At 61.4% G+C, this 24,552-nt stretch carries 28 protein-coding genes and 1 tRNA gene; 17 read left to right on the top strand and 12 right to left on the bottom strand.

All coding sequences use genetic code 11. The features are described 5' to 3' along the window. Nucleotides 1-182: 182 nt before the first annotated feature. Both ACO07D_RS06560 and ACO07D_RS06555 read left to right on the top strand, forming a co-directional pair. Nucleotides 183-1,309 (top strand): IS3 family transposase gene (locus tag ACO07D_RS06560; protein WP_421702160.1). Its coding sequence is split into 2 segments (ribosomal slippage): nucleotides 183-447 and nucleotides 447-1,309, totalling 1,128 coding nucleotides; the frame shifts between segments, so codons are not numbered across the junction. Between the two features lie 73 nt (nucleotides 1,310-1,382). Then, entirely contained in the window at nucleotides 1,383-1,883 is a 501-nt protein-coding gene (locus ACO07D_RS06555; RefSeq protein WP_421702158.1) for an alpha/beta hydrolase, read from the top strand. Nucleotides 1,884-2,033: 150 nt separating this feature from the next. Here the strand turns inward: ACO07D_RS06555 and ACO07D_RS06550 are convergent, their stop codons facing one another. Beyond that, entirely contained in the window at nucleotides 2,034-2,228 is a 195-nt protein-coding gene (locus ACO07D_RS06550; protein WP_421702156.1) for a hypothetical protein, read from the bottom strand. A 166-nt stretch (nucleotides 2,229-2,394) separates the two neighbouring features. Continuing rightward, nucleotides 2,395-2,619, bottom strand: coding sequence for a DUF2188 domain-containing protein (locus ACO07D_RS06545; RefSeq protein ID WP_421702154.1), 225 nt, complete (start codon nucleotides 2,617-2,619; stop codon nucleotides 2,395-2,397). Between the two features lie 129 nt (nucleotides 2,620-2,748). Between ACO07D_RS06545 and ACO07D_RS06540 the strand changes: the two genes are divergently transcribed. From ACO07D_RS06540 to ACO07D_RS06525, 4 genes are read left to right on the top strand one after another with little or no spacing between them, the layout of a single operon-like run. Then, nucleotides 2,749-2,955 carry a ribbon-helix-helix protein, CopG family gene (locus tag ACO07D_RS06540; RefSeq protein WP_421702153.1) on the top strand — a complete coding sequence of 69 codons (207 nt, stop codon included), beginning with the start codon at nucleotides 2,749-2,751 and terminating at the stop codon, nucleotides 2,953-2,955. Continuing rightward, nucleotides 2,952-3,575, top strand: coding sequence for a hypothetical protein (locus ACO07D_RS06535; protein WP_421702151.1), 624 nt, complete (start codon nucleotides 2,952-2,954; stop codon nucleotides 3,573-3,575). Before ACO07D_RS06540 ends, ACO07D_RS06535 begins: the two co-directional genes overlap by 4 nt. Beyond that, on the top strand, nucleotides 3,572-4,099 hold the full coding sequence (locus ACO07D_RS06530; RefSeq protein ID WP_421702150.1) for a helix-turn-helix domain-containing protein: 528 nt from the start codon (nucleotides 3,572-3,574) through the stop codon (nucleotides 4,097-4,099). The genes ACO07D_RS06535 and ACO07D_RS06530 overlap by 4 nt, the downstream gene beginning before the upstream one ends. Beyond that, nucleotides 4,089-5,021 carry an ImmA/IrrE family metallo-endopeptidase gene (locus ACO07D_RS06525; RefSeq protein ID WP_421702149.1) on the top strand — a complete coding sequence of 311 codons (933 nt, stop codon included), beginning with the start codon at nucleotides 4,089-4,091 and terminating at the stop codon, nucleotides 5,019-5,021. Before ACO07D_RS06530 ends, ACO07D_RS06525 begins: the two co-directional genes overlap by 11 nt. A 155-nt stretch (nucleotides 5,022-5,176) precedes the next feature. On the opposite strand, the gene ACO07D_RS06520 is transcribed toward ACO07D_RS06525, so the two are convergent. The 7 genes from ACO07D_RS06520 to leuC form a co-directional block, all read right to left on the bottom strand. After that, entirely contained in the window at nucleotides 5,177-5,377 is a 201-nt protein-coding gene (locus ACO07D_RS06520; protein ID WP_421704999.1) for a helix-turn-helix transcriptional regulator, read from the bottom strand. A 233-nt stretch (nucleotides 5,378-5,610) separates the two neighbouring features. Further along, a tRNA-Pro gene (locus ACO07D_RS06515) sits at nucleotides 5,611-5,687 on the bottom strand. A gap of 170 nt (nucleotides 5,688-5,857) precedes the next feature. Beyond that, nucleotides 5,858-6,964, bottom strand: a complete 1,107-nt coding sequence (gene leuB / locus ACO07D_RS06510) for a 3-isopropylmalate dehydrogenase (protein ID WP_421702148.1) — start codon at nucleotides 6,962-6,964, stop codon at nucleotides 5,858-5,860. 71 nt (nucleotides 6,965-7,035) lie between these two features. Beyond that, nucleotides 7,036-7,956 (bottom strand): endonuclease/exonuclease/phosphatase family protein, encoded by a 921-nt coding sequence (locus ACO07D_RS06505; protein ID WP_421704998.1) that lies wholly within the window; start codon nucleotides 7,954-7,956, stop codon nucleotides 7,036-7,038. Between the two features lie 110 nt (nucleotides 7,957-8,066). After that, nucleotides 8,067-8,864, bottom strand: a complete 798-nt coding sequence (locus ACO07D_RS06500) for a hypothetical protein (RefSeq protein ID WP_421702146.1) — start codon at nucleotides 8,862-8,864, stop codon at nucleotides 8,067-8,069. Nucleotides 8,865-9,184: 320 nt separating this feature from the next. Next, nucleotides 9,185-9,790, bottom strand: coding sequence for a 3-isopropylmalate dehydratase small subunit (gene leuD / locus ACO07D_RS06495; protein WP_421702144.1), 606 nt, complete (start codon nucleotides 9,788-9,790; stop codon nucleotides 9,185-9,187). A gap of 12 nt (nucleotides 9,791-9,802) precedes the next feature. Then, the gene (leuC, locus tag ACO07D_RS06490) at nucleotides 9,803-11,209 is read right to left on the bottom strand and encodes a 3-isopropylmalate dehydratase large subunit (protein WP_421702142.1); all 1,407 of its coding nucleotides are present in this window, start codon (nucleotides 11,207-11,209) and stop codon (nucleotides 9,803-9,805) included. A 241-nt stretch (nucleotides 11,210-11,450) separates the two neighbouring features. Between leuC and ACO07D_RS06485 the strand changes: the two genes are divergently transcribed. Continuing rightward, nucleotides 11,451-12,821 carry a mechanosensitive ion channel family protein gene (locus ACO07D_RS06485; RefSeq protein ID WP_421702141.1) on the top strand — a complete coding sequence of 457 codons (1,371 nt, stop codon included), beginning with the start codon at nucleotides 11,451-11,453 and terminating at the stop codon, nucleotides 12,819-12,821. Between the two features lie 2 nt (nucleotides 12,822-12,823). On the opposite strand, the gene ACO07D_RS06480 is transcribed toward ACO07D_RS06485, so the two are convergent. After that, nucleotides 12,824-14,008 carry an alpha-D-ribose 1-methylphosphonate 5-triphosphate diphosphatase gene (locus ACO07D_RS06480; protein WP_421702140.1) on the bottom strand — a complete coding sequence of 395 codons (1,185 nt, stop codon included), beginning with the start codon at nucleotides 14,006-14,008 and terminating at the stop codon, nucleotides 12,824-12,826. Nucleotides 14,009-14,074: 66 nt separating this feature from the next. Continuing rightward, nucleotides 14,075-14,785 carry a phosphonate metabolism transcriptional regulator PhnF gene (gene phnF / locus ACO07D_RS06475; RefSeq protein ID WP_421702139.1) on the bottom strand — a complete coding sequence of 237 codons (711 nt, stop codon included), beginning with the start codon at nucleotides 14,783-14,785 and terminating at the stop codon, nucleotides 14,075-14,077. Between the two features lie 93 nt (nucleotides 14,786-14,878). On the opposite strand from phnF, the gene phnG reads away from it, so the two are divergent. The 7 genes from phnG to phnN are packed head-to-tail and all read left to right on the top strand — an operon-like array spanning nucleotide 14,879 to nucleotide 19,819. After that, complete coding sequence (gene phnG / locus ACO07D_RS06470) at nucleotides 14,879-15,319, top strand: phosphonate C-P lyase system protein PhnG (RefSeq protein ID WP_421702138.1); 441 nt, start codon at nucleotides 14,879-14,881, stop codon at nucleotides 15,317-15,319. Beyond that, complete coding sequence (gene phnH / locus ACO07D_RS06465) at nucleotides 15,319-15,882, top strand: phosphonate C-P lyase system protein PhnH (protein ID WP_421702136.1); 564 nt, start codon at nucleotides 15,319-15,321, stop codon at nucleotides 15,880-15,882. Before phnG ends, phnH begins: the two co-directional genes overlap by 1 nt. Further along, nucleotides 15,882-16,964: a carbon-phosphorus lyase complex subunit PhnI gene (locus ACO07D_RS06460; RefSeq protein ID WP_421702135.1), complete on the top strand. Its 1,083-nt coding sequence runs from the start codon at nucleotides 15,882-15,884 to the stop codon at nucleotides 16,962-16,964. Before phnH ends, ACO07D_RS06460 begins: the two co-directional genes overlap by 1 nt. Continuing rightward, nucleotides 16,961-17,830: an alpha-D-ribose 1-methylphosphonate 5-phosphate C-P-lyase PhnJ gene (locus tag ACO07D_RS06455; protein ID WP_421702134.1), complete on the top strand. Its 870-nt coding sequence runs from the start codon at nucleotides 16,961-16,963 to the stop codon at nucleotides 17,828-17,830. Before ACO07D_RS06460 ends, ACO07D_RS06455 begins: the two co-directional genes overlap by 4 nt. After that, nucleotides 17,827-18,597, top strand: coding sequence for a phosphonate C-P lyase system protein PhnK (phnK, locus tag ACO07D_RS06450; RefSeq protein ID WP_421702132.1), 771 nt, complete (start codon nucleotides 17,827-17,829; stop codon nucleotides 18,595-18,597). Before ACO07D_RS06455 ends, phnK begins: the two co-directional genes overlap by 4 nt. Nucleotides 18,598-18,599: 2 nt before the next feature. Next, complete coding sequence (phnL, locus tag ACO07D_RS06445; RefSeq protein ID WP_421702130.1) at nucleotides 18,600-19,283, top strand: phosphonate C-P lyase system protein PhnL; 684 nt, start codon at nucleotides 18,600-18,602, stop codon at nucleotides 19,281-19,283. Beyond that, entirely contained in the window at nucleotides 19,280-19,819 is a 540-nt protein-coding gene (phnN, locus tag ACO07D_RS06440; RefSeq protein WP_421702129.1) for a phosphonate metabolism protein/1,5-bisphosphokinase (PRPP-forming) PhnN, read from the top strand. The genes phnL and phnN overlap by 4 nt, the downstream gene beginning before the upstream one ends. On the opposite strand, the gene ACO07D_RS06435 is transcribed toward phnN, so the two are convergent. Next, nucleotides 19,801-20,484, bottom strand: a complete 684-nt coding sequence (locus ACO07D_RS06435) for a DUF1045 domain-containing protein (protein ID WP_421702127.1) — start codon at nucleotides 20,482-20,484, stop codon at nucleotides 19,801-19,803. The genes phnN and ACO07D_RS06435 overlap by 19 nt on opposite strands. Nucleotides 20,485-20,536: 52 nt before the next feature. Between ACO07D_RS06435 and ACO07D_RS06430 the strand changes: the two genes are divergently transcribed. The 3 genes from ACO07D_RS06430 to preA all read left to right on the top strand — a co-directional run bounded on the left by ACO07D_RS06430 (nucleotide 20,537) and on the right by preA (nucleotide 24,521). Continuing rightward, nucleotides 20,537-21,679: an alpha-D-ribose 1-methylphosphonate 5-triphosphate diphosphatase gene (locus tag ACO07D_RS06430; RefSeq protein WP_421702126.1), complete on the top strand. Its 1,143-nt coding sequence runs from the start codon at nucleotides 20,537-20,539 to the stop codon at nucleotides 21,677-21,679. A gap of 181 nt (nucleotides 21,680-21,860) precedes the next feature. Continuing rightward, nucleotides 21,861-23,189 carry an NAD(P)-dependent oxidoreductase gene (locus tag ACO07D_RS06425; RefSeq protein ID WP_421702125.1) on the top strand — a complete coding sequence of 443 codons (1,329 nt, stop codon included), beginning with the start codon at nucleotides 21,861-21,863 and terminating at the stop codon, nucleotides 23,187-23,189. Nucleotides 23,190-23,192: 3 nt separating this feature from the next. Beyond that, nucleotides 23,193-24,521 carry an NAD-dependent dihydropyrimidine dehydrogenase subunit PreA gene (gene preA, locus ACO07D_RS06420; RefSeq protein WP_421702123.1) on the top strand — a complete coding sequence of 443 codons (1,329 nt, stop codon included), beginning with the start codon at nucleotides 23,193-23,195 and terminating at the stop codon, nucleotides 24,519-24,521. Nucleotides 24,522-24,552 lie beyond the last annotated feature (31 nt).

The raw sequence follows: 24,552 nt of genomic DNA, 5'->3' as shown, positions 1-24,552 counted from the left end.
TTTCTCGCCCCAACCAGGCCCCTCAGAAATCTGGACCCTAAACTTACAAGCAAAAAAGCCAGCTCTGTGCTGAAAATCTCTTCAACTTATGTGAAGATTGATAGCTCCTGTGCTCCCACTCGACACTGATCCTCCCCCACTGAAGTGGTCCGCCCCTATAGTTAGGAAACGGAGGATCAAAGATGGGAATTAATCGCCACAAACCGGAAGAGATTGTCACGAAGTTGCGGCAGGTTGAGGTGCTATGCGGCCAAGGGATGCCGCGAGTTGATGCGATCCGCCAGGTGCAGATAACCGAGCAGACGTTTTACCGCTGGCGTAAGCAATATGGCGGTATGGGAACCGACCAACTGAAAGAACTCAAACGGCTCCAGAAAGAGAATGATCGCTTGCGCCGGGCCGTGTCCGACCTGACGCTGGACAAGCTGATCCTATCGGAGGCCGCACGGGGAAACTACTGAGCCCTTCGCGTCGCCGCGCCTGCGTTGAGCATGTGCGAAGCCAGTTTCACATCTCAGAGCGTCGCGCTTGTCGTGTCTTGGGACAGCATCGATCCACACAAAGACGGATGCCTGTTGGGCGTGCTGACGAAGATCGCCTGGTGGCCGACATGATCGCGCTGACGCGCCAGTATGGTCGCTATGGTTATCGCCGGATCGCCGCTTTGCTGAGAGATGCAGGCTGGCTGGTGAACGACAAGCGTGTCGAACGTCTGTGGCGACGCGAGGGGCTCAAAGTACCGATGAAGCAACCCAAAAAAGGGCGGCTCTGGCTGAATGACGGTTCTTGCGTCCGGCTGCGACCGAAGTATCGCAATCATGTCTGGAGCTATGACTTCGTTCATCATCGAACGGATGATGGAAAGGTGTTTCGCACCCTCAACATCTTGGATGAATATAGTCGGGAATGTCTGGCGATCCGTGTGCAGCGGAAGTTGAACTCGACCGAGGTCATCGACGCGCTGACGGACCTGTTCATCCTGCGTGGTGTCCCTGCTTTCATTCGCTCCGATAACGGCCCTGAGTTTATCGCACAGTCTGTCCGGGACTGGATTGCAGCCGTCGGAGCCAAGACCGCTTACATTGAACCGGGATCACCATGGGAGAATGGATACTGTGAAAGCTTCAATGCCCGGTTCCGCGACGAGCTGCTCAATGGTGAAGTCTTCTACAGCTTACGGGAGGCGCAAATCCTGATTGAACAATGGAGGAAGCACTACAACACCAAACGGCCACATAGTGCCTTGGGCTACCGCCCACCGGCCCCGGAAACCATCGTCCCGATGGAACCCAGGCCAATCATGCACTAACATTCAGACTGGACCACTTAGGTGGGGCTGATCAATCCGTCCCTTTGCCGAAAGGCAGGAGCCAGACTGCGATGTGAACGTTCATGTTCTGGCGCATTCCATGGGTGCGTTTTTGGTTCGAGAGGCCTTTGACTATGCTGATGATGACCATGCTACCGCGCAAACAAGCTGGACTATGAGCCAAATTGCTCTCGTCGCCGCAGATATCTCACGTAAGTCCATGAAAGATGGGAGCGCAAACTCCAGATCGATGATCCGACGCGCTACCCGTATCACAAACTACTTCAGTAAGCATGATGAGGTTCTTTCGATCTCCGAGATCAAACGCGTTGGCGTGTCGCGGCGCCTCGGTCGAGTGGGTGCGCCAGATGATAGATCAGAAAAGGTGGTCAATCTTGATTGTTCCAACCTTTACAAGAACAGTCCAGATTTACACGGCACGACGGAATCCCACCGCTGGTATTTTGAATCTCCAAGATTCTACGAGGACCTGACATCAACATTCGTCTCAAATCTGGACAGGGATGTAATCCCTGGACGCGAACCCGCTGGAAATGGGCTGCGCCTAGTTTAACGGGATTTGCGACTATACCGCTCCATGACTAACCACGGCCCAGAGCGGACCTTCGCATGTCGTCTCCTGCTGCGGTGCGGCTTCCCTAAATCGGACATTGGTTGTTTTGCGGGCTTCCAAGAGCCGCAAGGTCTGACGTGTGGGTAAGGACTAGTTTTCTGAACGGGCGCCAATGCCAGCTATCTGCGTATCGCGAAAAGCAATTTCCGTTGAGGCGGTAAAGCCAAAATCATCTAACTGGATTTGTGCAAATAATAGCACTGAAGGGCATAACGCGATGCCCTTCAGAAGAGGATCATCTCCCCAGCCGCTTATTGAAGCGCGCAAGCTGTTCAGGGGAGCCATTCAGGCGATAGCCATCATGTGTTTTCTGCACAGTCGTACCTGTACCAGAAGCTGCACGGCGGACCGCTTGATCGACATTCCGCCGCATTTCCTGCCGCAAGGCAGATTTCAATGAACTCGCAGATGAGAATGTCCGGCCTTTGAACTTAAATCTTACAGTCATTTCTCACCCTTTCGGCGGATAGGGGTCGTTGCCATGGGAATCGCGCGCTCTGATCTGACCGTTACGACCGTGGATCAACAATTCAGATCCCTGATTGTGAGCAGTTTGGCGAGCAGCAGAGATCGCTTCACTCTGCGTCGAATGCACGGATGACGCACGCTGAGCACCAGCCCCCCGTACTGCCCATCCTCGATCATGCGGGACAACATGTTGGTTTCGTTTGGCCATAGAATCTCTCCTTTTCGTCTAGGCAGCTCAAAAGTTGCTCATTTTTTAGCTATTGTCTAGCTATTTATTGAGTATTTTTGGTTGACTTTTTGGCTTGAAATTACTAATCACGTCGTGTAGGAGGCCCGCATGAAACGCACTATGACTTTGAATCTAACGGAAGCGGAAATGGCTGTTCTGGAAGCTCTTTGCGATCAGAAGGGTTTGTCTAAAACCGCACTCGTTCGCCAAGCACTGAGGCTTTACAAGTCGGTCGATGACCGCCTAGCTAATGGTGACAAGGTTTTCGTGGAAAACGCTGACAAATCAGAGAAAGCCGAGTTGATGGTTTTATGAAGGCAATACTTCGCAGTTTTCAGCTACCGCAAAACAATTCGGGCAACAACGTTAGCGTTGAGCTATACCGAGGCGCAGACAAATCAAATGCCGACCATATTGATCGAGACTGGAGTGCCTGGTTTGATCAAGCGCCAGGCGCACAAGATGCTCATTGGAGGTGGGACGAGAAGCTCTTTCGAGCTGAAGATGACCCTCTTCTATTTGATGTGTTTGTGCTGGAGGCTGAAAACACGACGCAAGCAGTGATGCTAGCAATGAAGGGCGGTTTGAAGTGCACTAGCATTCACCCAGACCATCCACGCTTGCCATTAGTTTACATCGATCTGCTAGCGACAGCTCCATGGAACCGGCAGGCCAAGTCGGACCCTGTTCGTTTTAAGGGCTGCGGACAACTAATGATTGCGACCGCCGTGAGCCTCAGCATGAGTGAGGGCTTCAAAGGTCGTGTCGGGTTACACTCTCTGACAGGTGCGGAGAGTTTCTATCGTCGCAGGATTGGCATGACGGAGTTCCCACCGGACCCAACATATGGCGGTCTACGATATTTCGAGCTGTCCGAAACTCAGGCAGCTGCATTCTTGAGCAACCAACCGTCGACAAAAGGAGGGCGATCATGAAGTTAATGTTTAATGAGGAATGGCTACACAACCGTGTAGCTGATGATCCAGGCGACGTATGCGAGATCGGGACGCCTATTCGTCGAGCAGCAGACTTCGTAAATACAATAAAAAATGCTCGGTCAGACACGGAAACGCATACCGAAGAGCCGCAAATCGACAGCGTTCTTGGTTTGTTTGTGTTCCAACTGAGAAGGCGCGATAAGCTGACTGTCAACCAGTTGGCAGATCGCTTGCGCGTCAGTCCTGACGAAATTGAGACTATCGAAAAGGACCCACGATACGGGCCTCGTTCTCGTACCCTGCATCAACTTGCCAACTACTCTGAGGTTCCAGCCAGTAACCTCGTTAGGTTGGTGCCTGATGCCGCAAACGTGGACGAACAAATTGAGCAGGCGGCGTATCGTTTTGCTGCAAGCTCGGATGGGTTGTCAGATCTTAGCAGGGCAGAACGACGCGGATTCAATGACTTCGTGAAGTTCTTGGCAAAGTACAAAGGTAGCGACAAAACGGATGCCAAATAACCAGTATCAGATCGACCCGTTTTCCGCGCAGGATATCGATATCGCCGTTGATCGTATCCTGCGCGATCTCGACAACCCAGAGCCACCCCTTAGGCTTGAAGATGTCAGAGAGCTGCTGAAATTGGACTTGTCCTATTACAGCAAGGCCGATCTGAACTTGCTTGATGAAATTTCCCACCAAGTGGTGATGGCTGGGAATACTATCATGAGCAACGCCAAGCGCATGTTTGACGTTGTCTCCAAGGTGGGACTAAGGGGCATTCTATTGCCCACAGAACGGCAAATTTTCATTGATGATGATGTTGCGGATCTCAAGAAACGATTTCTTATTGGTCACGAGATCGCACACGACTTCATCCCTTGGCACAAACCTCTCATGATGGGAGATAATGATGAAACCATTAGCCCATCGTGCCACGATGAAATGGAGGCTGAAGCGAACTATGGCTCGCGTCGCCTGATCTTCCTAGGCGACCGCTTTGCAACAGAATGGCGCGATAGCCAAGGATTCGATTGGAAGAGAGCAAGCGCGAGCGGAAAAGCCTTCGGCAACACGCTCACCACGACACTTTGGCAAATTGTACATACTAGCCCCACCGAAACACCCACACTGGGCTTGATGAGCGTGCACCCTCGCCACCATGGTTTCTGTTCGAGAGCAGGAAGGGGCAACGTCGCCTATTTTTTTGCGTCAGGGCGCTTCAATCAGCAGTTTTCAAACATCACTGAGGATGCTGTATTCTCAGAGATTTGCAAATATGTAAGCTTCAACAAGCGTGGCCCGCTTGGTTCGTCCGTGCAAGTTTTGACGGATGTTAATGGTGACGCTTACGATTTCGAGTTCTCGAGTTTCTGCAACGGTTACGATGTACTGACGCATGCCAGCATGATCGGACCGCACACAAAAGTCATTGGCTTCTAGATCTTAAGAAGTTCGAGCGAAACAGGAACGTGAATTGGACCAGTAACGTTTTAGTTCCGCTTTCTCGCCTAACCAACATTGGTGCTGATCGCAGCGAACTTCCGCATCCCGCCCTTTGTGGGTGACCAGGCTGTGCACACCTGGCCACCCGGCTCCTATGCAGGAGTGTCGGGCGGGGTATCCCGAGCAGCCAGTCTGCGCTCAAGCCATTCTAGTACCTCGCTTTCAACCCATCCCACCCTGTTCGGGCCCAGCTGTACCCTTCTCGGGAATTTGCCTGCCTTTTCCAAGCGTGCGACATGTTGCGGCGAATACAAGACCAGCTCCTTCAGCTGACGTTTCGATAAAATCCTCATCACGATCTCTCCATTGCTGAAGAGCATCGCGATGCTCTTGGTTACGACAATACCAAGGCAGATCGAGGCTAGCAGAGCCAAATTCGTATGGCGATTGGATTTCGAACGCTTTGGTTGGGGGGTGTTCTATTAGGCAAAGGTTTTGCGAATAGGTCTAAGCAGAAATCTATGGATTTCCGAGACAAAACCGAGACAATTTCTCAAGGGAGGAAGAGGTAACTCTTTGATTTTATTGGTCGGAGTGAGAGGATTCGAACCTCCGACCCCTGCCTCCCGAAGACAGTGCTCTACCAGGCTGAGCTACACTCCGACCGTGGCGGGCGGGATAGCCTCTATTTGGGTTGGTGGCAAGCCCCATTTCGTTGGATCGGGGGTTTTCTTTTATGTGCCAGAGGATTGCGCAAGGAGGGTAAGCGCAAACGTGAAAAAACCGGCCCCGAGGGGCCGGTTTTGATGCGAATCGCCCAGGGGCGGGTGCGATTACAGGCTGGCGTCCAGCGCTGCGATCACGGCGTCGCCCATGTCGCTGGTCGAGGTGGGTGCGACGCCTTCCTCGTTCAGCAAGTCGCCGGTACGCACGCCGTCGGCCAGCACCTGTTCCACTGCGGCTTCCAGGCGGTCGGCTTCGGTGCCCATATCGAAGCTGTAACGCAGCGACATGGCGAAGCTGAGGATACAGGCGCAGGGGTTGGCCTTGCCTTCGCCCGCGATGTCCGGGGCGGAGCCGTGTACCGGTTCATACAGCGCTTTCGGACGGCCATTGGCCATCGGCGCGCCTAGCGAGGCCGACGGCAGCATGCCCAGCGAGCCGGTCAGCATGGCGGCAGCATCCGACAGCAGATCGCCGAACAGGTTGTCGGTCACGATCACGTCGAACTGTTTCGGCGCGCGGCACAGCTGCATGGCGCCGGCGTCGGCATACATGTGGCTGAGTTCGACATCCTGGTATTCGGCCTGGTGCACTTCGGTCACGACCTCGCGCCACAGGATGCCCGATTCCATCACGTTGGCCTTCTCCATCGAGCAGACCTTGCCACCGCGCTTGCGGGCCAGTTCGAACGCCGAGCGCGCCACGCGGGCGATTTCCGATTCGGTGTAGCGCTGGGTGTTGATGCCGACGCGTTCGTTGCCCTCCTCGATGATGCCGCGGGGCTCACCGAAATAGATGCCCGAGGTCAGCTCGCGCACGATCATGATGTCCAGACCGGCAACCACGTCCTTTTTCAGCGACGAAAAGTCCGCCAGCGCGTCAAAACACTGGGCCGGGCGCAGGTTCGCAAACAGGTCCATTTCCTTGCGCAGGCGCAGCAACCCGCGTTCGGGTTTCACCGAGAAGTCCAGCGCGTCGTATTTCGGGCCGCCCACGGCACCCAGAAGGACAGCGTCGACTTCCTGGGCCTGGGCCATGGTCTCGTCAGTCAGGGGGGTGCCGTGCGCGTCGTAGGAGGCGCCGCCGACCAGCCCCTCGGACACGTCGAATTTCACGTCGCGCTTGTCGCCGAACCAGTCGATGATCTTGCGCACCTCGGCCATGACTTCGGGGCCGATGCCGTCACCGGCGAGGATGAGGAGGGAGGGGTTGCTCATGGGGGCGATCCTTCGCTGAAAAAACCTTCCGGCGTTGGGTAAAGCCCCTGTGGCGCTTGGTCAAGGGATGGTCAGGGCAGGGTGACGTCGACCCAGACCAGATGGTGGCGTTTCTCGCTGTCCTCGGGCCAGAAAACACCTGATCCGGTCACGGTCAGACGGACATCGGGCAGCACATAGTCCAGGCGCAGGTTGCCGGGGCGCGGATCCTTGAAGTCGGCAGTGTCCAGCGCCGGGTCGCCCAGGTGGCCGGGGGTGGCCTGGGCTTCGGCCTCAAGGCTGCGCGGTTCGGGATCCTGCAGGCGCGGGTGGTCCAGCAGGCCCCGGATCCCCTCCAGCCGTCCGGCGCCGTCGAACGGGTCGACATTGGCGCGGCCCAGCACGACCACGGGCTGTGGCGGCCTGGGCCAGGGCAGGTCGCCGTCCAGGTAGCGGACCCAGAATGTGACCTCATCGTGATTGCGACGCCCATTGCGGTCTTCGTCCCCGTCATAGAGAGGCGTCCCGGCGGCAAAGGCCAGCAGGCGCAGGGAACCGTCGGGGGTCAGAACCTCGACATCCCAATGGCCAACCGAGGACAGGCGTTGGGCGGCGAATGCCTCGGGTGATGGGAAGGGCTGCCCGTCGATCACGGGCGGGATCGCGCCGGGCAGGTCGGCCCAGAGGAAGGCGCTGAAATCCTGCACCGAGCCGATCGGGTGGCGCGACAACACCGCCATGCCGCTGTCGCCGGTAAAGCGGCCATAGCCCTGGGCATCGCGGGCCTCGCCCAGCTGACCGTTGCCATCCATGTCCAGCCCACTGGGCAAGCCGCTGTTGGGCTGGGCGGCGTAGGCGTGGGTATAGTCCAGCCCGGCCTCGGCCAGGGCCTGTTGCAGGGCGCTCAGCGCATGGCCTTCCACGTCATGGTCCAGGCCCATCAGGTGCACCACGTCCGGGCGGACCTCGACCAGGGTGGCGATCACCGCCTGCACATCATCCTCACCACGCAGGATGTCGCGCAGCAGAAGGCCCGGGCCCTTGCGGCCCAGTTCCGTGTCGAAGGTGGCAATGCGAAGGGTCTCCGCCGAGGCGGGGCAGGCGATGAGGCTCGCGGCCAGGATCAGGCGTGCAGCAAGCTGCCGTCCTTGGCTGCCGAGGAATTGCGCTTGCGTTCGGCGCTGATCATCGTGGCAATGCGCCCCATGGCGATGCCGCGCATGAACAGGCTGGCGGGAAGAAAGGCCCATGCTGCCACCGTCCAGATCAGGGTTTGCGAATTGGCCATCGAGACCGAGCCGAACAGCGATGCGGCGGCCTTGACGACGGCGGGGGTCAGGAAGGGCAGAAGGAAGCCCAGGGCGATGTTGATCCGCGCGTCCCGCTCCAACCGGTCGACCACGTCGCCCCCGGCGGTCGGGTCGAAGGTGGGCAGGTTGACCCAGACGTTGAAGCCGCCGAATTGCGCGGGCCAGCCCATCACGCGCAGGGCGGCAATGAAAACCGCCAGCGATAGAAGCGAAATCAGATAGCTCATCCCTGCGGCCGTGCGCAGCGCTTCAACCTCGGCCGGGCCTGCGTCAGACGGCAGCATCAGCACAAGCAGACGCACCGGCGAATAGGGGAAGTCCAGCGCCTGGCCGATCAGGTGGCCGATGGCGGTGATGAACTGGGTTGCGGTGGTCGGCAGCACATGGCCGCGTGCGATCACCGACAGAAGAAAGATGGTGGTGAAGAGGCTGAGGAACCGAATGCGGTTGAAGGGCGGCGCATCGCGAAACTCAACCAGACCCGGATAGGTCGAGGCGTATTCGAACAGTGTCAGCGCGGCGGCAAAGATCGCCACCAGAGCCGTGATCTGCGCCGTATCCGCGCTGGTGCCCGGCACCAGAAGCGACGGGGTGGCGACAAGAATCACCATCAGAAACGCGCGCACGAGGGCGCCTGTCAGTTGTGAGATCACTGCTCTACTTTCCTCAACCTGGACGGGCGCGATGCGATGCCGAGCCCTTGTTCCGTGTTGATGCCGCCAATTGTGACGGCCTGCCTCATCTTTGCCACATTCTTGCCCACATTCACCACTCACCACAAGCTCTTGTTAAAGCTTCGGAAACTATTTGGGCGGGAACGTGGCCGAACTGGTGCTTTCCTGCATCAATGGCCGGACGGAAAAAGGGCCGCCCCGTGGGACGGCCCATCATCTTGTGTCTGCGCCCTTTTCGGGCACAAGGCGCCGGGCGATTACACCCAGGGGCGGGCCTGCGCGGCCTGTTCCTCAAACGCGTCGATCGAGGTTTTCTTTTCCATCGTCAGCCCGATGTCATCCAGCCCGTTCAGCAGGCAGTGCTTCTTGAACGCATCGACGTCAAACGGGATCACCTGACCGTCCGAGGTGGTGATCTCCTGCGCTTCCAAGTCGACGGTCATGCGGGCGTTTTCGCCCTTTTCAGCGTCGGCCATGAGGATGTCGACCTGTTCTTGCGGCAGCACGATCGGCAGGATGCCGTTCTTGAAGCTGTTGTTGAAGAAGATGTCGGCAAACGAGGTTGAGATGATGCACTTGATGCCGAAATCGGCAATCGCCCAAGGGGCGTGTTCGCGCGAGGAACCACAGCCAAAGTTGTCACCGGCGACCAGGATCTCGGCCTTGCGGTATTGCGGCTTGTTCAGCACGAAATCGGGGATTTCGGTGCCGTCGCGGTTGAAGCGCATTTCATCGAACAGGTTCGCGCCGAAGCCGGTGCGTTGGATCGACTTCAGGAACACCTTGGGGATGATCATGTCGGTGTCGATGTTCACCAGCGGCATGGGCGCCGCGATACCGTGCAGTTTTTCGAACTTTTCCATTGTTTCGACTCCTCAGATCAGGTCACGGACGTCGGTCAGGCGACCGGTCAGCGCGGCAGCGGCCGCCATGGCCGGGCTCACCAGATGGGTGCGGCCCTTGTAGCCCTGGCGCCCCTCGAAGTTGCGGTTCGAGGTGGAGGCGCAGCGCTCGTTCTCGGACAGCTGGTCGGGGTTCATCGCCAGGCACATGGAGCACCCCGCCAGGCGCCATTCGAAACCGGCCTCCTTGAAGATGTCGGCCAGGCCTTCTTCTTCCGCCTGGGCGCGCACCAGGCCGGAGCCCGGCACGATCATGGCGCGGATGCCATCCTTGATCTTCTTGCCTTTCACGACCTCGGCCACGGCGCGCATGTCTTCGATGCGACCGTTGGTGCAGGAGCCAATGAAGACGGTGTCGATCTCGATATCCGACAGTTTCTGACCAGGGGTCAGGCCCATGTATTCGATCGAACGGCGGGCCGCTTCGACCTTGCCGCCTTCGAAGTCCTCGGGCGAGGGCACGACGCCGGTGATCGGCAACACGTCCTCAGGCGAGGTGCCCCAGGTGACGACCGGTTCAATGTCTTCGCCGCGCAGGGTGACGACTTTGTCGAAATGCGCGCCTTCGTCGGTGAAGAGGGTTTTCCACCAGTCCAGAGCGGCCTCCCATTGGGCACCTTTCGGGGCGTGGGGGCGGCCTTTGACATAGTCGTAGGTGGTCTGGTCCGGCGCGATCAGGCCGGCGCGCGCGCCGCCTTCGATCGCCATGTTGCAGACGGTCATGCGGCCTTCCATCGACAGATCGCGGATCGCTTCGCCGCAGTATTCGATAACGTAACCAGTGCCGCCGCCGGTGCCGGTTTCACCGATCACGGCCAGGGTGATGTCCTTGGCGGTCACGCCCGGCTTCAGCTTGCCGGTGATTTCCACCTTCATGTTCTTCGACTTCTGCTGGATCAGCGTCTGGGTGGCCAGAACGTGTTCGACTTCCGAGGTGCCGATGCCGTGGGCCAGCGCGCCGAAGGCGCCGTGGGTGGCGGTGTGGCTGTCACCGCAGACCACGGTCATGCCGGGCAGGGTCCAGCCATTCTCAGGCCCGACGATATGCACGATGCCCTGGCGGATGTCCGACACCGGGTAATAATGCACGCCGAATTCCTTGGCGTTCTTGTCCAGCGCTTCCACCTGGATGCGGCTTTCTTCGGTCATCTGGGCGGGGTCTTCGCGGCCTTCGGTGGTCGGCACGTTGTGGTCCGGCACGGCGATGGTCTTGTCCGGTGCGTGCACCTTGCGGCCCGCCATGCGCAGGCCTTCGAAGGCCTGGGGGCTGGTCACTTCGTGAACCAGGTGGCGGTCGATATACAGCAGGCAGGTGCCGTCTTCGGCTTCGTGGGCGACATGGGCGTCCCAGATCTTGTCGTATAGTGTCTTGGCAGACATACGGAGTGCTCCCGTAGTTTGGCTGTGGAATGTCGTGGTCTCGGAAATGCGGGAAGGCCCCGCGCCGCTCATAGCAGGGCGAGGATCGTCAGCGTCGCGCCGTGAAAGCGCCAAGGCAGGCGCGCGCGGTCGTCCATGTCGATAATCCGAGTCATGATGGTCAGATACTCCTTTCATGCCTTCCTCGCAAGGGTGGACGCCCAAGTGTGCCCCGTGCATCATGCACCGAAGAGGAGAGCACATGGAGCAGGACGCCCCCCCGGTCGAAACAGGTGAACCGGTCGACCCGATAGAAACGGTTGCCACCCTGCGCGAGCAGGTCGAGGGGTTGTTGTTCGATCTGATTGCCTTCGGACAGACCCTGTTGTTGCCCTGGCGGCTTTATCAGCTGGGGATCATCTTGGTCCTTGTCGGCGTGGCCTTCGTCGGCAATTGGTATCTGCGACCGCGGATCGAGGCCTGGCTGCGTGCGCGTGAGGGCTGGCCGAAATGGCGTCTGCGCCTGGCGATCCACATCCGAAAACGGGTGCCTCTGATCCTGTTCGTAGCCGTGGCCTGGGTGACCGTTGCAGTGATGCGTGAGGTCACCTGGCCCTCGCGCTCCTACCTGATCGGCCTGGCGGCCACCTTGGCCACCGCCTGGCTGCTGGTGGGCGTGGCGGCCTGGTTCGTGCAGAACAAGTTCCTGCGCCGCCTGATCATGTGGGGTCTGTGGATCTATGTCACGCTCTACTACCTCGGCCTGACCGAGGCGGTCGGGCAGGTGATGGACAACCTTGCCCTTGAGGTTGGGGACATGCGCGTCTCAACCCTGGATGTTGTGCGAGCCCTGGTGATCACTGCGATCCTGTTCACCGGTGCGCGCTTTATCTCGCGCACTACCTCGCATCGGATCGAAAAGAACGAGGATATCTCGCCCTCGATGCAGGTGCTGGTGATCAAGTTCGCACAGGTGCTTCTGTATGGTGCGGCCTTTTTCATCGGGCTGAAGGCGATCGGCGCGGATCTGACCGGGCTGGCTGTGCTGTCCGGTGCCATCGGCGTGGGCTTGGGTTTCGGTCTGCAAAAGGTGGTGTCGAATCTGGTGTCCGGTGTCATCATCCTCTTGGACAAGTCGATCAAGCCGGGGGACGTGATTTCCCTGGGCGAGACCTTCGGCTGGATCCAGTCGCTGGGTGCGCGCTATGTCTCGGTGGTCACGCGGGACGGGCGCGAATACCTGATCCCGAACGAGGATCTGATCACCGGGCAGGTGGTGAACTGGTCGCATACCAACGCCTTTGTGCGGCTCGATATCTTCTTTGGCACCGCCTATCACGATGACCCACATCTGGTGCGCAAGATTGCCATCGGCGCGGCCTCGTCCGTGGACCGGGTGCTGAGCTTCCGCCCGCCGGTCTGTCATATCGTCGGTTTCGGCGACAGCAGCGTGGACTACATCCTGCGCTTCTGGATCGACGATCCCACCGGGGGGCTCACCAATATTCGCGGCAATGTCTACCTGGCCCTGTGGGACGCGTTCCAGGAAAACGGCATTTCGATCCCCTTCCCGCAGCGCGAGTTGCGCATGTTGGAGGATGTCGATCCCGCGGGGGAGGCTGCGAAGGACTGAGCCTACTCCGCCGCCAACTGCATGCCACCGTTGATCGCATCCATGAAGCGGCGGGCTGCGAGGCCGCAGAGGTGGGTCAGCTTGCCGCCTGCAATGGTGGCCTCTATCGCGCGGGTATCCTTGTTGACAACGACCAGATCGGCGCGGCGGCCGTATTCGATCCGGCCACGGTCCGGTAGGCGTTTGATCTCGGCCGGTTTGGTCGAGATCATCGCCCAGGCGCGGGGCAGGTCCAGAACACCATCATCGACCAGACGGAAGGCCGCCTGCGCCAGGGATGGGTAGTGATAATCGCTGACCAGGGCATGGCACAGCCCATCGCGAATCAGGTCCACCGCGGCGATATTGCCGCTTTGCGAGCCGCCGCGCACCACGTTCGGCGCCCCCATCAGCACCGGGTCGCCGATGGCGCGGGCGACGGCGGCCGGGGCGCGGGCGGTGGGGAACTCGCAGATCTTCGCGCCGATGGTGGAAAACCACTCGCGCGTCTCGGCGGTTTCGTCGTCATGACTGCCATAGGTCACACCCAATCCATCGAAGGCCTCGGCCAGGCGGCACAGGAACCGGGGCACTTCGCCGCCACGCTCCTTGGCGTGTGTGACCTTCGCCATCAGCTCCTCGGGGCTGACTCGGTGCTGCGCGGCCCAGGTGGCAATCACGTTGGGTTTGACGTCCCAGGCATTCACTGCCTCGTCCAAATGGTTGTTGAAGACGACATAGTCGATCCCATGGCGGCGCACGGCGGCCAGCAGCCGGTCGCCGCTGTCGACCATGTGCGTCTCCACCCGCAGCTGCACGCGCAGATCGGTCAGCGCGCGTTTGCGGTAGATGTCGAGATCCTGCAGCAACTCTTCGGCATAATCCGGGCTGCGCTTGCCGCCCTCCCAGGACCAGCTCTGCGCGAGCCAGGCGGTCGTGACCCCATTTGCCGCCGCATCACGGTCGACACTGGCCAGGCCGCTGGCAATCGGGAAGGGGGCCGAGGGGCGCGGGGCGATGTGCCGTTCAAAAGCATCGCCGTGAAGGTCGATGATGCCGGGCAGGATCCAGAAGCCGGACAGGTCCACCGCCGGGCGCGGACCCTTGGTGATGCGTCCATCCTCGATCACCACGGATCGGTCCTGCATCCTGCCTTCACGCAGGATCGTCGCGCCCGTCAGGCGCAGCGGGGGAAGCTTCTGGGGCATGGGACTGCTCTGCCAAGTTGCGTTGGCAGGTCTTCTACGCCCGATCTGTATCGCGTTTGTGACAGATCAGCGGTCATCGACCACCAGGGTCATGCGGTCGCCCACGAACCAGGTACGCCCGTACTCCACCGCGCGGCCTCCCGGATCCACGTTCACCCCGACCGTGCGCAGGATCGGGTCGCCCTCGTGAATGTTCAGCTGGACCGCCTGCGGCCCGGTTGCGCGTTTCGCGGTCAGGCGGGTGTGGGCACGTGTATAGTCTCTAACCCCGCCCATTTCGAGCGCCTTGGTAACTGACCGCGTCTCCTCCAGGTCCCGCAGGAGGTTGGGAAAGGGAGCTGCGGGAAAGACCGAGCGGAACAGCGCCACGGGCACATTGTCGGCCAGCGACAGCCCGTCATAGCAATGCACGAGGTCACCCGGGGGCAACCCCAGCGCCTTGGCCTCGCGTGTATCCGAGGCGCGGGTTTCCAGCGTCAGGATGCGCTTGGCGGGCAGGCGGCCGGCGGCGGTCAGGTTCTGGTGAAAACGCACCCGGCGGCCAATGGGATACTCGGTGGGTTCGGCCAGGACAAACACGCCCGATCCGCGCCGCGACTGCACCAGCCCGCGCTCGGCCATATCGGCGATCGCGCGTCGTAATGTGTGTCTATTCACGCCGAAACGCGACGAAAGCTCCGCCTCGGTCGGCAGCTTGTCGCCCGGGGCATAGCGCCCCTCGGCGATGTCGCCGCTCAGGGCCCGGGCGATGGATTTCCAAACGGGTGTTCGGGGCATGTCATCAAACTTTCACACGGTTCTTCTGGACTCGGCCACCATCGCGGCCCTATGATTTGTCTAGTTGTATAGACTAATCGGAAAGTTGTCCAGATGGACCAATCGACACGACAAGCCTGGATGAGCTTGCTGGCCAAGGCGCCCGCCGAGCAGCTCAAGGCGCTGTGGGCAGCCACCGGCCTTGCCCCGGATCATACCACCCTGCGCGCGCCCGAGGTGGGCGGCGTGATGCTGCGCGGCCGCATGGGCGGCACCGGCGCGCCCTTCAACCTGGGCGAAATGACCGTGACCCGCTGTTCGCTGAAACTGGCGGATGGTGCGGTGGGTCACGCTTATGTGCAGGGGCGCGACAAGGACAAGGCGCGCATTGCGGCACTGATCGACGCGCTGATGCAGACGGATGCGGCAATGACCCTGCGCGCGGCAGTCCTGGTGCCGCTGGAGGTCGCGATGGCCGAGGCGAAACGCACCCGTGCAGCCAAGGCCGCGGCCACCAAGGTTGATTTCTTCACCATGGTACGGGGAGAGGACTGATGGACACCATTTCCCTTGAAGGTGGCTTCGCCAACGCCGCCGTGGACGCCGCCCACGCGTTCCGTGCCGCAATGCGCGCCATGGCACGTCCGGGTGAAATAGAGACTGTTTCTGGCGCCATGCCCCCTGCGCCGCTATCCGTGGCGGCGGGGGCCCTGGTGCTGACGCTCTGCGACCCAGACACGCCGGTATATCTGGCCGACAGCCACGACACGCAGGCCGTGCGCGACTGGATTACCTTCCAGACCGGTGCGCCCTTTGCGGCGCGTGCCGAGGCCATGTTTGCCATCGGAAGCTGGGAGGCCCTGGCGCCGCAGACGGATTACCCGATCGGCACGGCGGAATACCCGGATCGCTCGACCACGCTGATTGTCGAGACGGATCGGCTGGAGGCGGTGGGCGCGACACTCAGCGGGCCAGGAATTCGTGAAAAAGTGGCTCTATCCCTGCCGAATTCCCCCTTCTTTGTTCAGAACCATGCCCTGTTTCCCCAGGGTCTGGACATGTTCTTCACCTGCGGCGACCGCCTGGCCGGCCTGCCGCGTAGCACGAAGGTGACCTGATGTATGTGGCCGTGAAAGGTGGCGAACGCGCCATCGACAATGCGCATGCCTGGCTGGCCGAAGAAAGGCGGGGTGATACCTCTGTCGCCGAACTGTCGGTCGCCCAGATCCGAGAGCAACTGACGCTTGCCGTGAACCGGGTGATGGCCGAGGGCTCGCTTTATGACCCCGATCTGGCCGCCCTGGCGATCAAACAGGCGCGGGGTGATCTGATCGAGGCGATCTTCATCATCCGCGCCTATCGCACCACTTTGCCGCGCTTGGGCGCCAGCCTGCCGGTGGAGACCGAGGACATGGCCTGCGACCGCCGCATCTCGGCGACCTTCAAGGATGCGCCGGGCGGGCAGGTGCTGGGCCCGACCTTCGACTACACGCATCGTCTGCTGGACTTCAAACTGATGGCCGAGGGCGATCTGCCCGAGGTGCCCGAAGGCGAAGCCCGCACGGAACCCACGCCGCGTATCGTCGAGTTCCTGAACCGCGAAGGCTTGATCCAGGATGAGGTCAGGTCGGACGACACGCCCCCCGACCTGACCCGCGAACCGCTTGAGCTGCCCGCCGAGCGCGCGTTGCGACTTCAGTCTCTAACCCGTGGGGATGAGGGGTTCGTGCTGGGCATGGCCTATTCCACCCAACGTGGCTACGGACGCAATCACGCCTTTGTCGGCGAGCTTCGCATCGGTACTTGCGCGGTGGAGATGGAGATCCCCGAACTGGGCTTCGCCATCGAAATCGGCGAGGTCGAACTGACCGAATGTGAGACTGTGAACCAGTTCACCGGGTCCAAGACGGAACCCCCACAATTCACCCGGGGCTACGGCCTGACCTTCGGCCAGTGCGAGCGCAAGGCGATCTCCATGGCGCTGGTCGACCGGGCGCTGCGGTGGAAAGAGTTGGGCGAGGAAGACTCCGGTGCCCCGGCGCAGGACGAGGAATTCGTGCTGAGCCATGCCGACAACATCCAGGCCACCGGCTTCCTGGAGCATATCAAGCTGCCGCATTACGTGGATTTCCAATCCGAACTGGAGCTGATCCGCAAGCTGCGTGCCGAGGCAACCGCGATGCAGGAGGCGGCGGAATGAGCGACTACAACTTCGCCTATCTGGACGAACAGACCAAACGCATGATCCGCCGGGCGATCCTGAAGGGCCTGGCGATCCCCGGCTATCAGGTGCCATTCGCCTCACGCGAAATGCCGATGCCCTATGGCTGGGGCACAGGAGGCGTGCAGGTGTCCGCCGCGACCTTGACGCCGGAGGACCGGATGAAGGTGATCGACCAGGGTGCGGATGACACCACGAACGCAGTGTCCATTCGCAAGTTCTTCGAGAAAACGGCTGGAATAGACACTGTTGAGGCCACATCCGAGGCCACGGTGATCCAGACCCGCCACCGTATTCCCGAAGAGGAACTGACCGAAGATCAGATACTCGTCTATCAGGTGCCGATCCCGGAACCGCTGCGCTTTCTGGAGCCGCGCGAGACCGAGACGCGCAAGATGCACAGCCTTGAAGAATACGGGCTGATGCATGTGAAGCTATACGAAGATATCGCGCGGCACGGCGCCATTGCGACCTCCTACGCCTACCCGGTTATGGTCGAGGATCGTTACGTGATGGACCCCTCGCCGATCCCGAAATTCGACAATCCCAAGATGGAAATGGCGGCGATCCAGCTGTTCGGTGCGGGGCGCGAGCAACGCATCTATGCGCTGCCGCCCTACACCAAAGTCATCAGCCTGGACTTCGAGGACTACCCGTTCGAAGCGTCAAAAGCCGATCACGCCTGTGATCTTTGCGGGGCCGAGAACAGCTATCTGGATGAAGTCATTATGGACGATCAAGGTGGGCGCATGTTCGTCTGTTCCGACACGGATTATTGCCAGTCGCGTCGCGCGGCCGGACATATGGGCGCGCAAGGCGCACCTTACGAGGAGGGCGCGGCATGACCCCGCTCCTGCAAGTTCGCGACATCGCGAAATTCTATGGGCCGCGTATCGGCTGCACTGATGTCAGTTTTGACCTCTACCCGGGCGAGGTCATGGGCATTGTCGGCGAAAGCGGCTCGGGCAAGTCGACGCTGCTCAATTGCCTGGCGGGACATCTGGAGCCGGACCGGGGCGAGGTGCTGTTCGACACCCGTACCGAAGGCCTGCGCGACACGGTGACCATGTCGGAGCCGGAACGTCGCATGTTGGGCCGCACCGACTGGGCCTTTGTGCATCAGCATGCCCGTGATGGGCTGCGCATGGGCGTCAGCGCCGGCGGCAACGTTGGCGAGCGGCTGATGGCCGTGGGTGCGCGGCATTACGGTGACATTCGCGAGCAGGCGATCGACTGGCTGGGCCGGGTCGAGATCAGCGAGGACCGCGTGGACGACCGACCGTCGGCTTTCTCGGGCGGGATGCAGCAACGCCTGCAAATTGCCCGCAACCTGGTGACCGGGCCGCGGCTGGTGTTCATGGATGAACCGACCGGCGGGCTGGATGTCTCAGTCCAGGCGCGGCTGCTGGACCTTCTGCGCGGGTTGGTGCGCGAGATGGGTCTGTCCGCCATCATCGTCACCCATGACCTGGCCGTCGTGCGCCTGCTTGCCGACCGGCTGATGGTCATGAAGGATGGCCATGTTGTTGAAACCGGCCTGACCGACCAGGTGCTGGACGATCCGCAGCACGCCTATACGCAACTCCTCGTTTCCTCTGTCCTGCAGGTGTGACCATGATCCGTATCGATAACCTTGGCAAAAGCTTTACCCTGCACAACCAGGGCGCGGCGGTAATCCCGGTGATGGAGGGGGCGGAGCTGACCGTTGCCCCTGGTGAATGCGTGGCACTGACCGGCGCCTCGGGGGCGGGAAAATCGACCCTGATGCGCATGATCTACGGTAATTACCTGGCGGAACAGGGTCACATTTGGGTGGGCGACACGGATGTCGCCAATGCCGAACCGCGCGAGATCCTGGCGCTGCGTCGCGAGACGCTAGGCTATGTCAGCCAGTTCCTGCGCGTGGTGCCCCGGGTGCCGACGCTGGACGTGGTGGCGGAGCCGCTGCTGGCTGTGGGCACTCCGGTCGATCAGGCCCGCGACAAGGCGCGCGCGCTGCTTGGGCAGTTGAACATCCCCGAGCGGCTCTGGGGCCTCAGCCCCACCACCTTCTCGGGTGGGGAACAGCAGCGGGTGAACATCGCCCGGGGCTTTGCCCATGACTACCCGGCGCTTCTGCTCGATGAACCCACCGCCAGTCTGGATGCCGCCAACCGTGAGGTGGTGCTGTCGCTGATCGAAGCCGCCAAGGCACGCGGCGCGGCGATTGTCGGCATTTTTCACGATCAACCCGCCCGCAACCGCGTTGCGGATCGTGAGGTGGATGTGACCGGCTTCACCCCGGGGCTTGCCGCATGACGGGATGTTTCATCGCCGTGGTCGGCCCCTCGGGCGTCGGCAAGGACACGCTGATGGAGGCTGCTGCCGCGCAGACCGACATGGTCCTGGCGCGCCGGGTCATCACGCGCCCGTCCGAGGCGGGCGGCGAGGATTTCGACGGCGTCAGCGAGGCGGAGTTCGACCGCCGCCTGGCCGCCGGAGGATTTGCCCTGCATTGGCCCGCTCATGGGCTGCGCTACGCGATTCCGGCGGAAATAGACACTGTTTTGGCGCAAGGGCGCAATGTGCTGGCAAACCTGTCGCGGGCCGTACTTCCGCAACTGGCCTCGAGGTTTGAACACCACCGTATCGTGCTGCTGACCGCCGCACCCGAGGTTCTGGCCGCGCGCCTGGCGGCCCGGGGCCGCGAGAGCGAAGAGGATATTACCCGGCGCCTGAAACGGGCATCCTTTCAGCTGGAACAGGATCTGAAACCGGTGGTGGTGGAAAACAACGGCACCCTGGATCAGGCTATCGCTGATTTCATCCGCGCCTGTCAGCCGGTGAGGGCGTAGCGATGGATCAGGTGGAACATGCCGACCTCATCCTCGCCAACCAGGCAGAGGCTTTCGATCACGAAGGGCTTGGTGAGCAAGGGTTTGATGCGTTTCTTCAACACCTTGCGCAGGGCCTCCCCCTCGGCCTCGTCCATCTTGCCGGTCAGGGTGATGTGAAAGCGGAACTCGTCCATCACGTAAGGGTAGCCCCAACGCTCCAGCAGCTCGTCCTGGCGGTTGGTCAGCCCCGCCGCCCGGCGCCGGTCGATCTGCGCCTGGCTCTGTGGGCCGCGGAAATCATCCAGCCCCGACACTGCCGCCGCGGCCAGCAGCGACAGCGCGTTTGTGTCGCCCTTGGGCACCAGTGCCAGGAACCCGCCCAGCCGCGCGACTTTGAGCCCGTTCAGCGCCACCGGCTCGACGCTGGCGCAAAGCGCGCCCATGGCGGCGTCCAGTTCCTCGACAGTATACCCTTCGGCCAGAGAAAAGGGCGGCTTGATCGTGCCGTGCGCGCCATATTTGCGCGGCGTGTCGGTCAGGGCGGGTACGTCCCAGCCATCGACCACCGGATGCGCCACCGGCTGGCCGGTCGCAATGTCCCAGCCCAGCCAGGACGCCAGCTCATCCGCCAGCGCGCCCGGTTCGGGCAGGTAATAGACAGCAAATCTGCGAAACCCTTCCATGGGTGCCTCCAACATCCTATCGGCAGCACTGCCGTGAAAGCGTGACAAGACCATGACAAATCAGACGATCTTCGCCAATGCCCAGGTGGTTTTGCCCGACGAGGCCTTTGTCGGACAGGTAACCATACAGGGCGGAATAGTCACTGATATTGCCCGCGGGGCGGCCGTGCCCACCGGGGCAGTGGATTGCAATGGCGATCTGCTCATGCCGGGCCTGGTCGAGCTGCACACCGACAATCTGGAGCGTCACATCCAACCCCGCCCCAAGGTCGACTGGCCCCACGCGGCGGCCATTGTCGCCCATGATGCCGAGCTTGCGAGCGTAGGGATCACCACGGTCTTCGACGCCATGCGTGTGGGGTCCGTGCCCAACGGCCGCGCGCGCTATGACGCCTATGCGCGGGATCTGTCCTGGGAGCTGTTGGAGCTGCGGGCGCAGGGTGCGCTGCGGATCAGCCACTACCTGCACCTGCGCGCCGAGGTCTGTTCCGAAACCCTGGTCGCGGAGCTGAACGAGTTCAATCCCGAGGACCGGGTCGGCATCGTCAGCCTGATGGACCACACGCCGGGCCAGCGGCAGTTCCGCGACCTGTCGAAACTGGCGCAATATGTGATGGGCAAGCATTCCATGACCCAGGCCGAGTTCGACGACCATGTCGCCCGTCTGCGTGATCTGCGAGACACCTATGGCGACGATCACGAGGCCGCCGCCGTGGCCGAGGCGCGTCGTTTCGGCGCGGTGCTGGCCAGCCATGACGATACCACGGCCGATCACGTGGCGACCTCCAAGAGCTATGGGATCGGATTGGCCGAGTTCCCCACCACGGTCGAAGCCGCCCGGGCCTGTCGTGATCACGGGATCAAGGTGATGATGGGGGCGCCGAACCTGATCCGGGGTGGCTCACATTCTGGCAATGTGGCGGCGCGGGAGCTGGCGGAGTTGGGCCTGTTGGATATCGTCAGCTCGGACTATGTGCCCGCCGCGCTGCTGGCCTCGGCCTTGATGCTGGGCGAGCTCTGGGGCGACCTGCCGCGTGGCATTCGAACGGTGACGAAAGCCCCGGCGGAGGCCGCCGCGCTGCATGATCGCGGCCGGATCGAGCTCGGTGCCCGGGCCGATCTGATCCGGGTCGCACAGGTGGGCGGCGCCCCGGTTGTGCGGGGTGTCTGGGTGCAGGGAAACCGCGTCGCCTGATCTTCGCTGCAGTGCCGAAACAGGGCCGCAGGGTATGCCTCTGCGGCCCTTTTTGTATTTTGGATCAGGAGGTTGTCGGGTTCTCAATTTGCCCAAATTTTACCAATTGATAAAAAAACAGACCTGTGCCACGCTGAAAAGAAAACAACACCAGAGCCAACAGAGAGAAAGGGAGGTTCCCTTGTCCAATTCCCAGCAGACGCCAGGAATTGTTCCGAACCGACTGCCCAGCGAGGCATATCAGGACAATTTCAGCGACCTTCATCCCCGTTTTGACGATCACGAGGCGCTAGTTGCCGCTGATCGTTGCTACTTCTGTCATGATGCGCCCTGCATGGAGGCCTGTCCGACCACAATCGACATTCCGCTGTTCATCCGGCAGATCGCGACCGGCACGCCGGAGGCCGCCGCGCGCACCATTCTGGAACAGAATATCCTGGGTGGCATGTGCGCCCGGGTCTGCCCGACCGAGACGCTCTGCGAAGAGGTCTGCGTGCGTGAAACCGCCGAGGGCAACCCGGTCGAGATCGGTCGCCTTCAGCGCTACGCCACCGATACGGTGATGGATGCCCATCCGTTCACCCGCGCAGAGCCGACCGGCAAATCGGTTGCCGTCGTCGGGGCCGGTCCCGCGGGTCTGTCTGCCGCGCACCGACTGGCGATGCACGGCCATGACGTCGTGCTTTACGATGCGCGCCCCAAGGCGGGTGGGCTGAACGAGTTCGGCATTGCCTCCTACAAGAGCGTCGACAACTTCGCCGCGCGCGAGGTCGATTGGCTGCTGTCGATTGGCGGGATCGAGGTAAAGCTGGGCCAGGCGCTGGGCAACGGGTTGCACCTGGATGCGCTGACCGATGCCCATGATGCGGTCTTCATTGGTGTCGGCCTGGCCGGGGTCAATGCGCTGCGCTGTGACGGTGAGGAAAAGGAAAACGTACTGGACGCGGTCGAGTTCATCTCGGACCTGCGCCAGGCGGATGACTTGAGCGGTCTCCCGGTGGGTCGTCATGTCGTCGTCATTGGCGGCGGCATGACGGCTGTGGACGCCGCTGTGCAGGCAAAGCTGCTGGGGGCCGAGGATGTGTCCCTGGTCTATCGCCGTGGTCGCGACCGTATGGGCGCAAGCGAGTTCGAACAGGACCTCGCCGCCTCGAAGGGCGTGCGCATCATCACCCATGCCAGCCCGAAGGCGATCCACGGCAATGGTGCCGTGGCCGAGATTGAATTCGCCTATACCGCCGATGGCGCGAACGGGCTGGAGGAAACCGGCGAGAGCTTCCGCCTGAAGGCCGACCAGGTGCTGAAGGCCATCGGCCAGACCCTGGGCGATGCCAACGGGCTGGAGATCGAGGGCGGCAAGATCACGGTGAATGACACGGGCCGCACTTCGCGTGCGGGCGTCTGGGCCGGGGGCGACTGTGCCAGCGGTGGGGATGACCTGACCGTGACCGCCGTGGCCGAGGGCCGCGATGCCGCCGAAGACATTCACGCAACTCTGATGGGGGGCTGAGACATGGCTGACCTGCATTCCACCTTCCTGGGCATCGAAAGCCCGAACCCGTTCTGGCTGGCCTCGGCGCCGCCCACCGACAAGGAATACAACGTCCGCCGCGCCTTCGAGGCCGGCTGGGGCGGTGTGGTCTGGAAAACCCTGGGTGAGGCCGGGCCGCCAGTGGTGAACGTGAACGGCCCGCGTTATGGCGCGATCCATGGGGCCGACCGTCGCCTGCTGGGGCTGAACAATATCGAGCTGATCACCGACCGGCCGCTGGAGGTGAACCTGGAAGAAATCACCCGGGTGAAACGCGACTACCCGGACCGCGCCGTGATCGTCTCGCTGATGGTGCCCTGCGAGGAAGAGCCCTGGAAGAACATCCTGCGCGAGGTCGAGCTGACCGGCGCCGACGGGGTCGAGCTGAACTTCGGCTGCCCGCACGGCATGGCCGAACGCGGCATGGGGTCCGCCGTGGGCCAGGTGCCGGAGTACATCCAGATGGTGACGGAGTGGGTGAAGAAACACTCCTCGCTGCCCTGTATCGTCAAGCTGACGCCGAACATCACCAACATCCTCGGGCCGGCGCAGGCCGCCAAGGCGGGCGGTGCGGATGCGGTCAGCCTGATCAACACAATCAACTCGATCACCTCGGTGAACCTGGACATGATGAGCCCCGAACCGATGATCGACGGTATGGGCACGCACGGTGGCTACTGTGGTCCGGCGGTCAAGCCCATCGCCATGAACATGGTGGCCGAGATTGCACGCAATGAGAAAACCGCCGGTATCCCGATCTCGGGCATCGGCGGGGTCACCACCTGGCGTGATGCGGCCGAGTTCATGGCGCTGGGGGCCGCGAACGTGCAGGTCTGTACCGCCGCCATGACCTACGGGTTCAAGGTGGTGCAGGAGATGATCTCGGGCCTCAGCCAGTGGATGGATGAGAAGGGCTATACCAGCACGGCCGATTTCGTCGGCATGGCGACACCCAAAGTCACCGATTGGCAGCACCTGAACCTCGACCACATCACCAAGGCCGAGATCAATCAGGACGACTGCATCAAATGCGGCCGCTGCTATGCCGCCTGCGAGGACACCAGCCACCAGGCGATCGACATGTCGGATGACCGTGTGTTCACCGTGAAGGACGACGAATGCGTTGCCTGTAACCTCTGCGTCAATGTCTGCCCGGTTGAGGGCTGCATCACCATGCGCACCCTGGCGCCCGGTGAGGTGGACGAACGCACCGGCATGGTGGTGCCTGCGGTGGATGACAAGCGCACCTGGCTGCAGCACCCCAACAACCCCTCTGCCGACCCCAATATGTGCATCGTGCGCGGGCAGTAGGCGACAATAAGTTTGTCAGGCCCCGGCGCTG

Origin of the sequence: Aliiroseovarius sp., assembly GCF_965228805.1 — a bacterium.
Taxonomy (GTDB): Bacteria; Pseudomonadota; Alphaproteobacteria; order Rhodobacterales; family Rhodobacteraceae; genus JASBTN01.
Note: the sequence above shows the minus strand (reverse complement) of the source record. Positions and strands in the feature narration are given on the sequence as shown.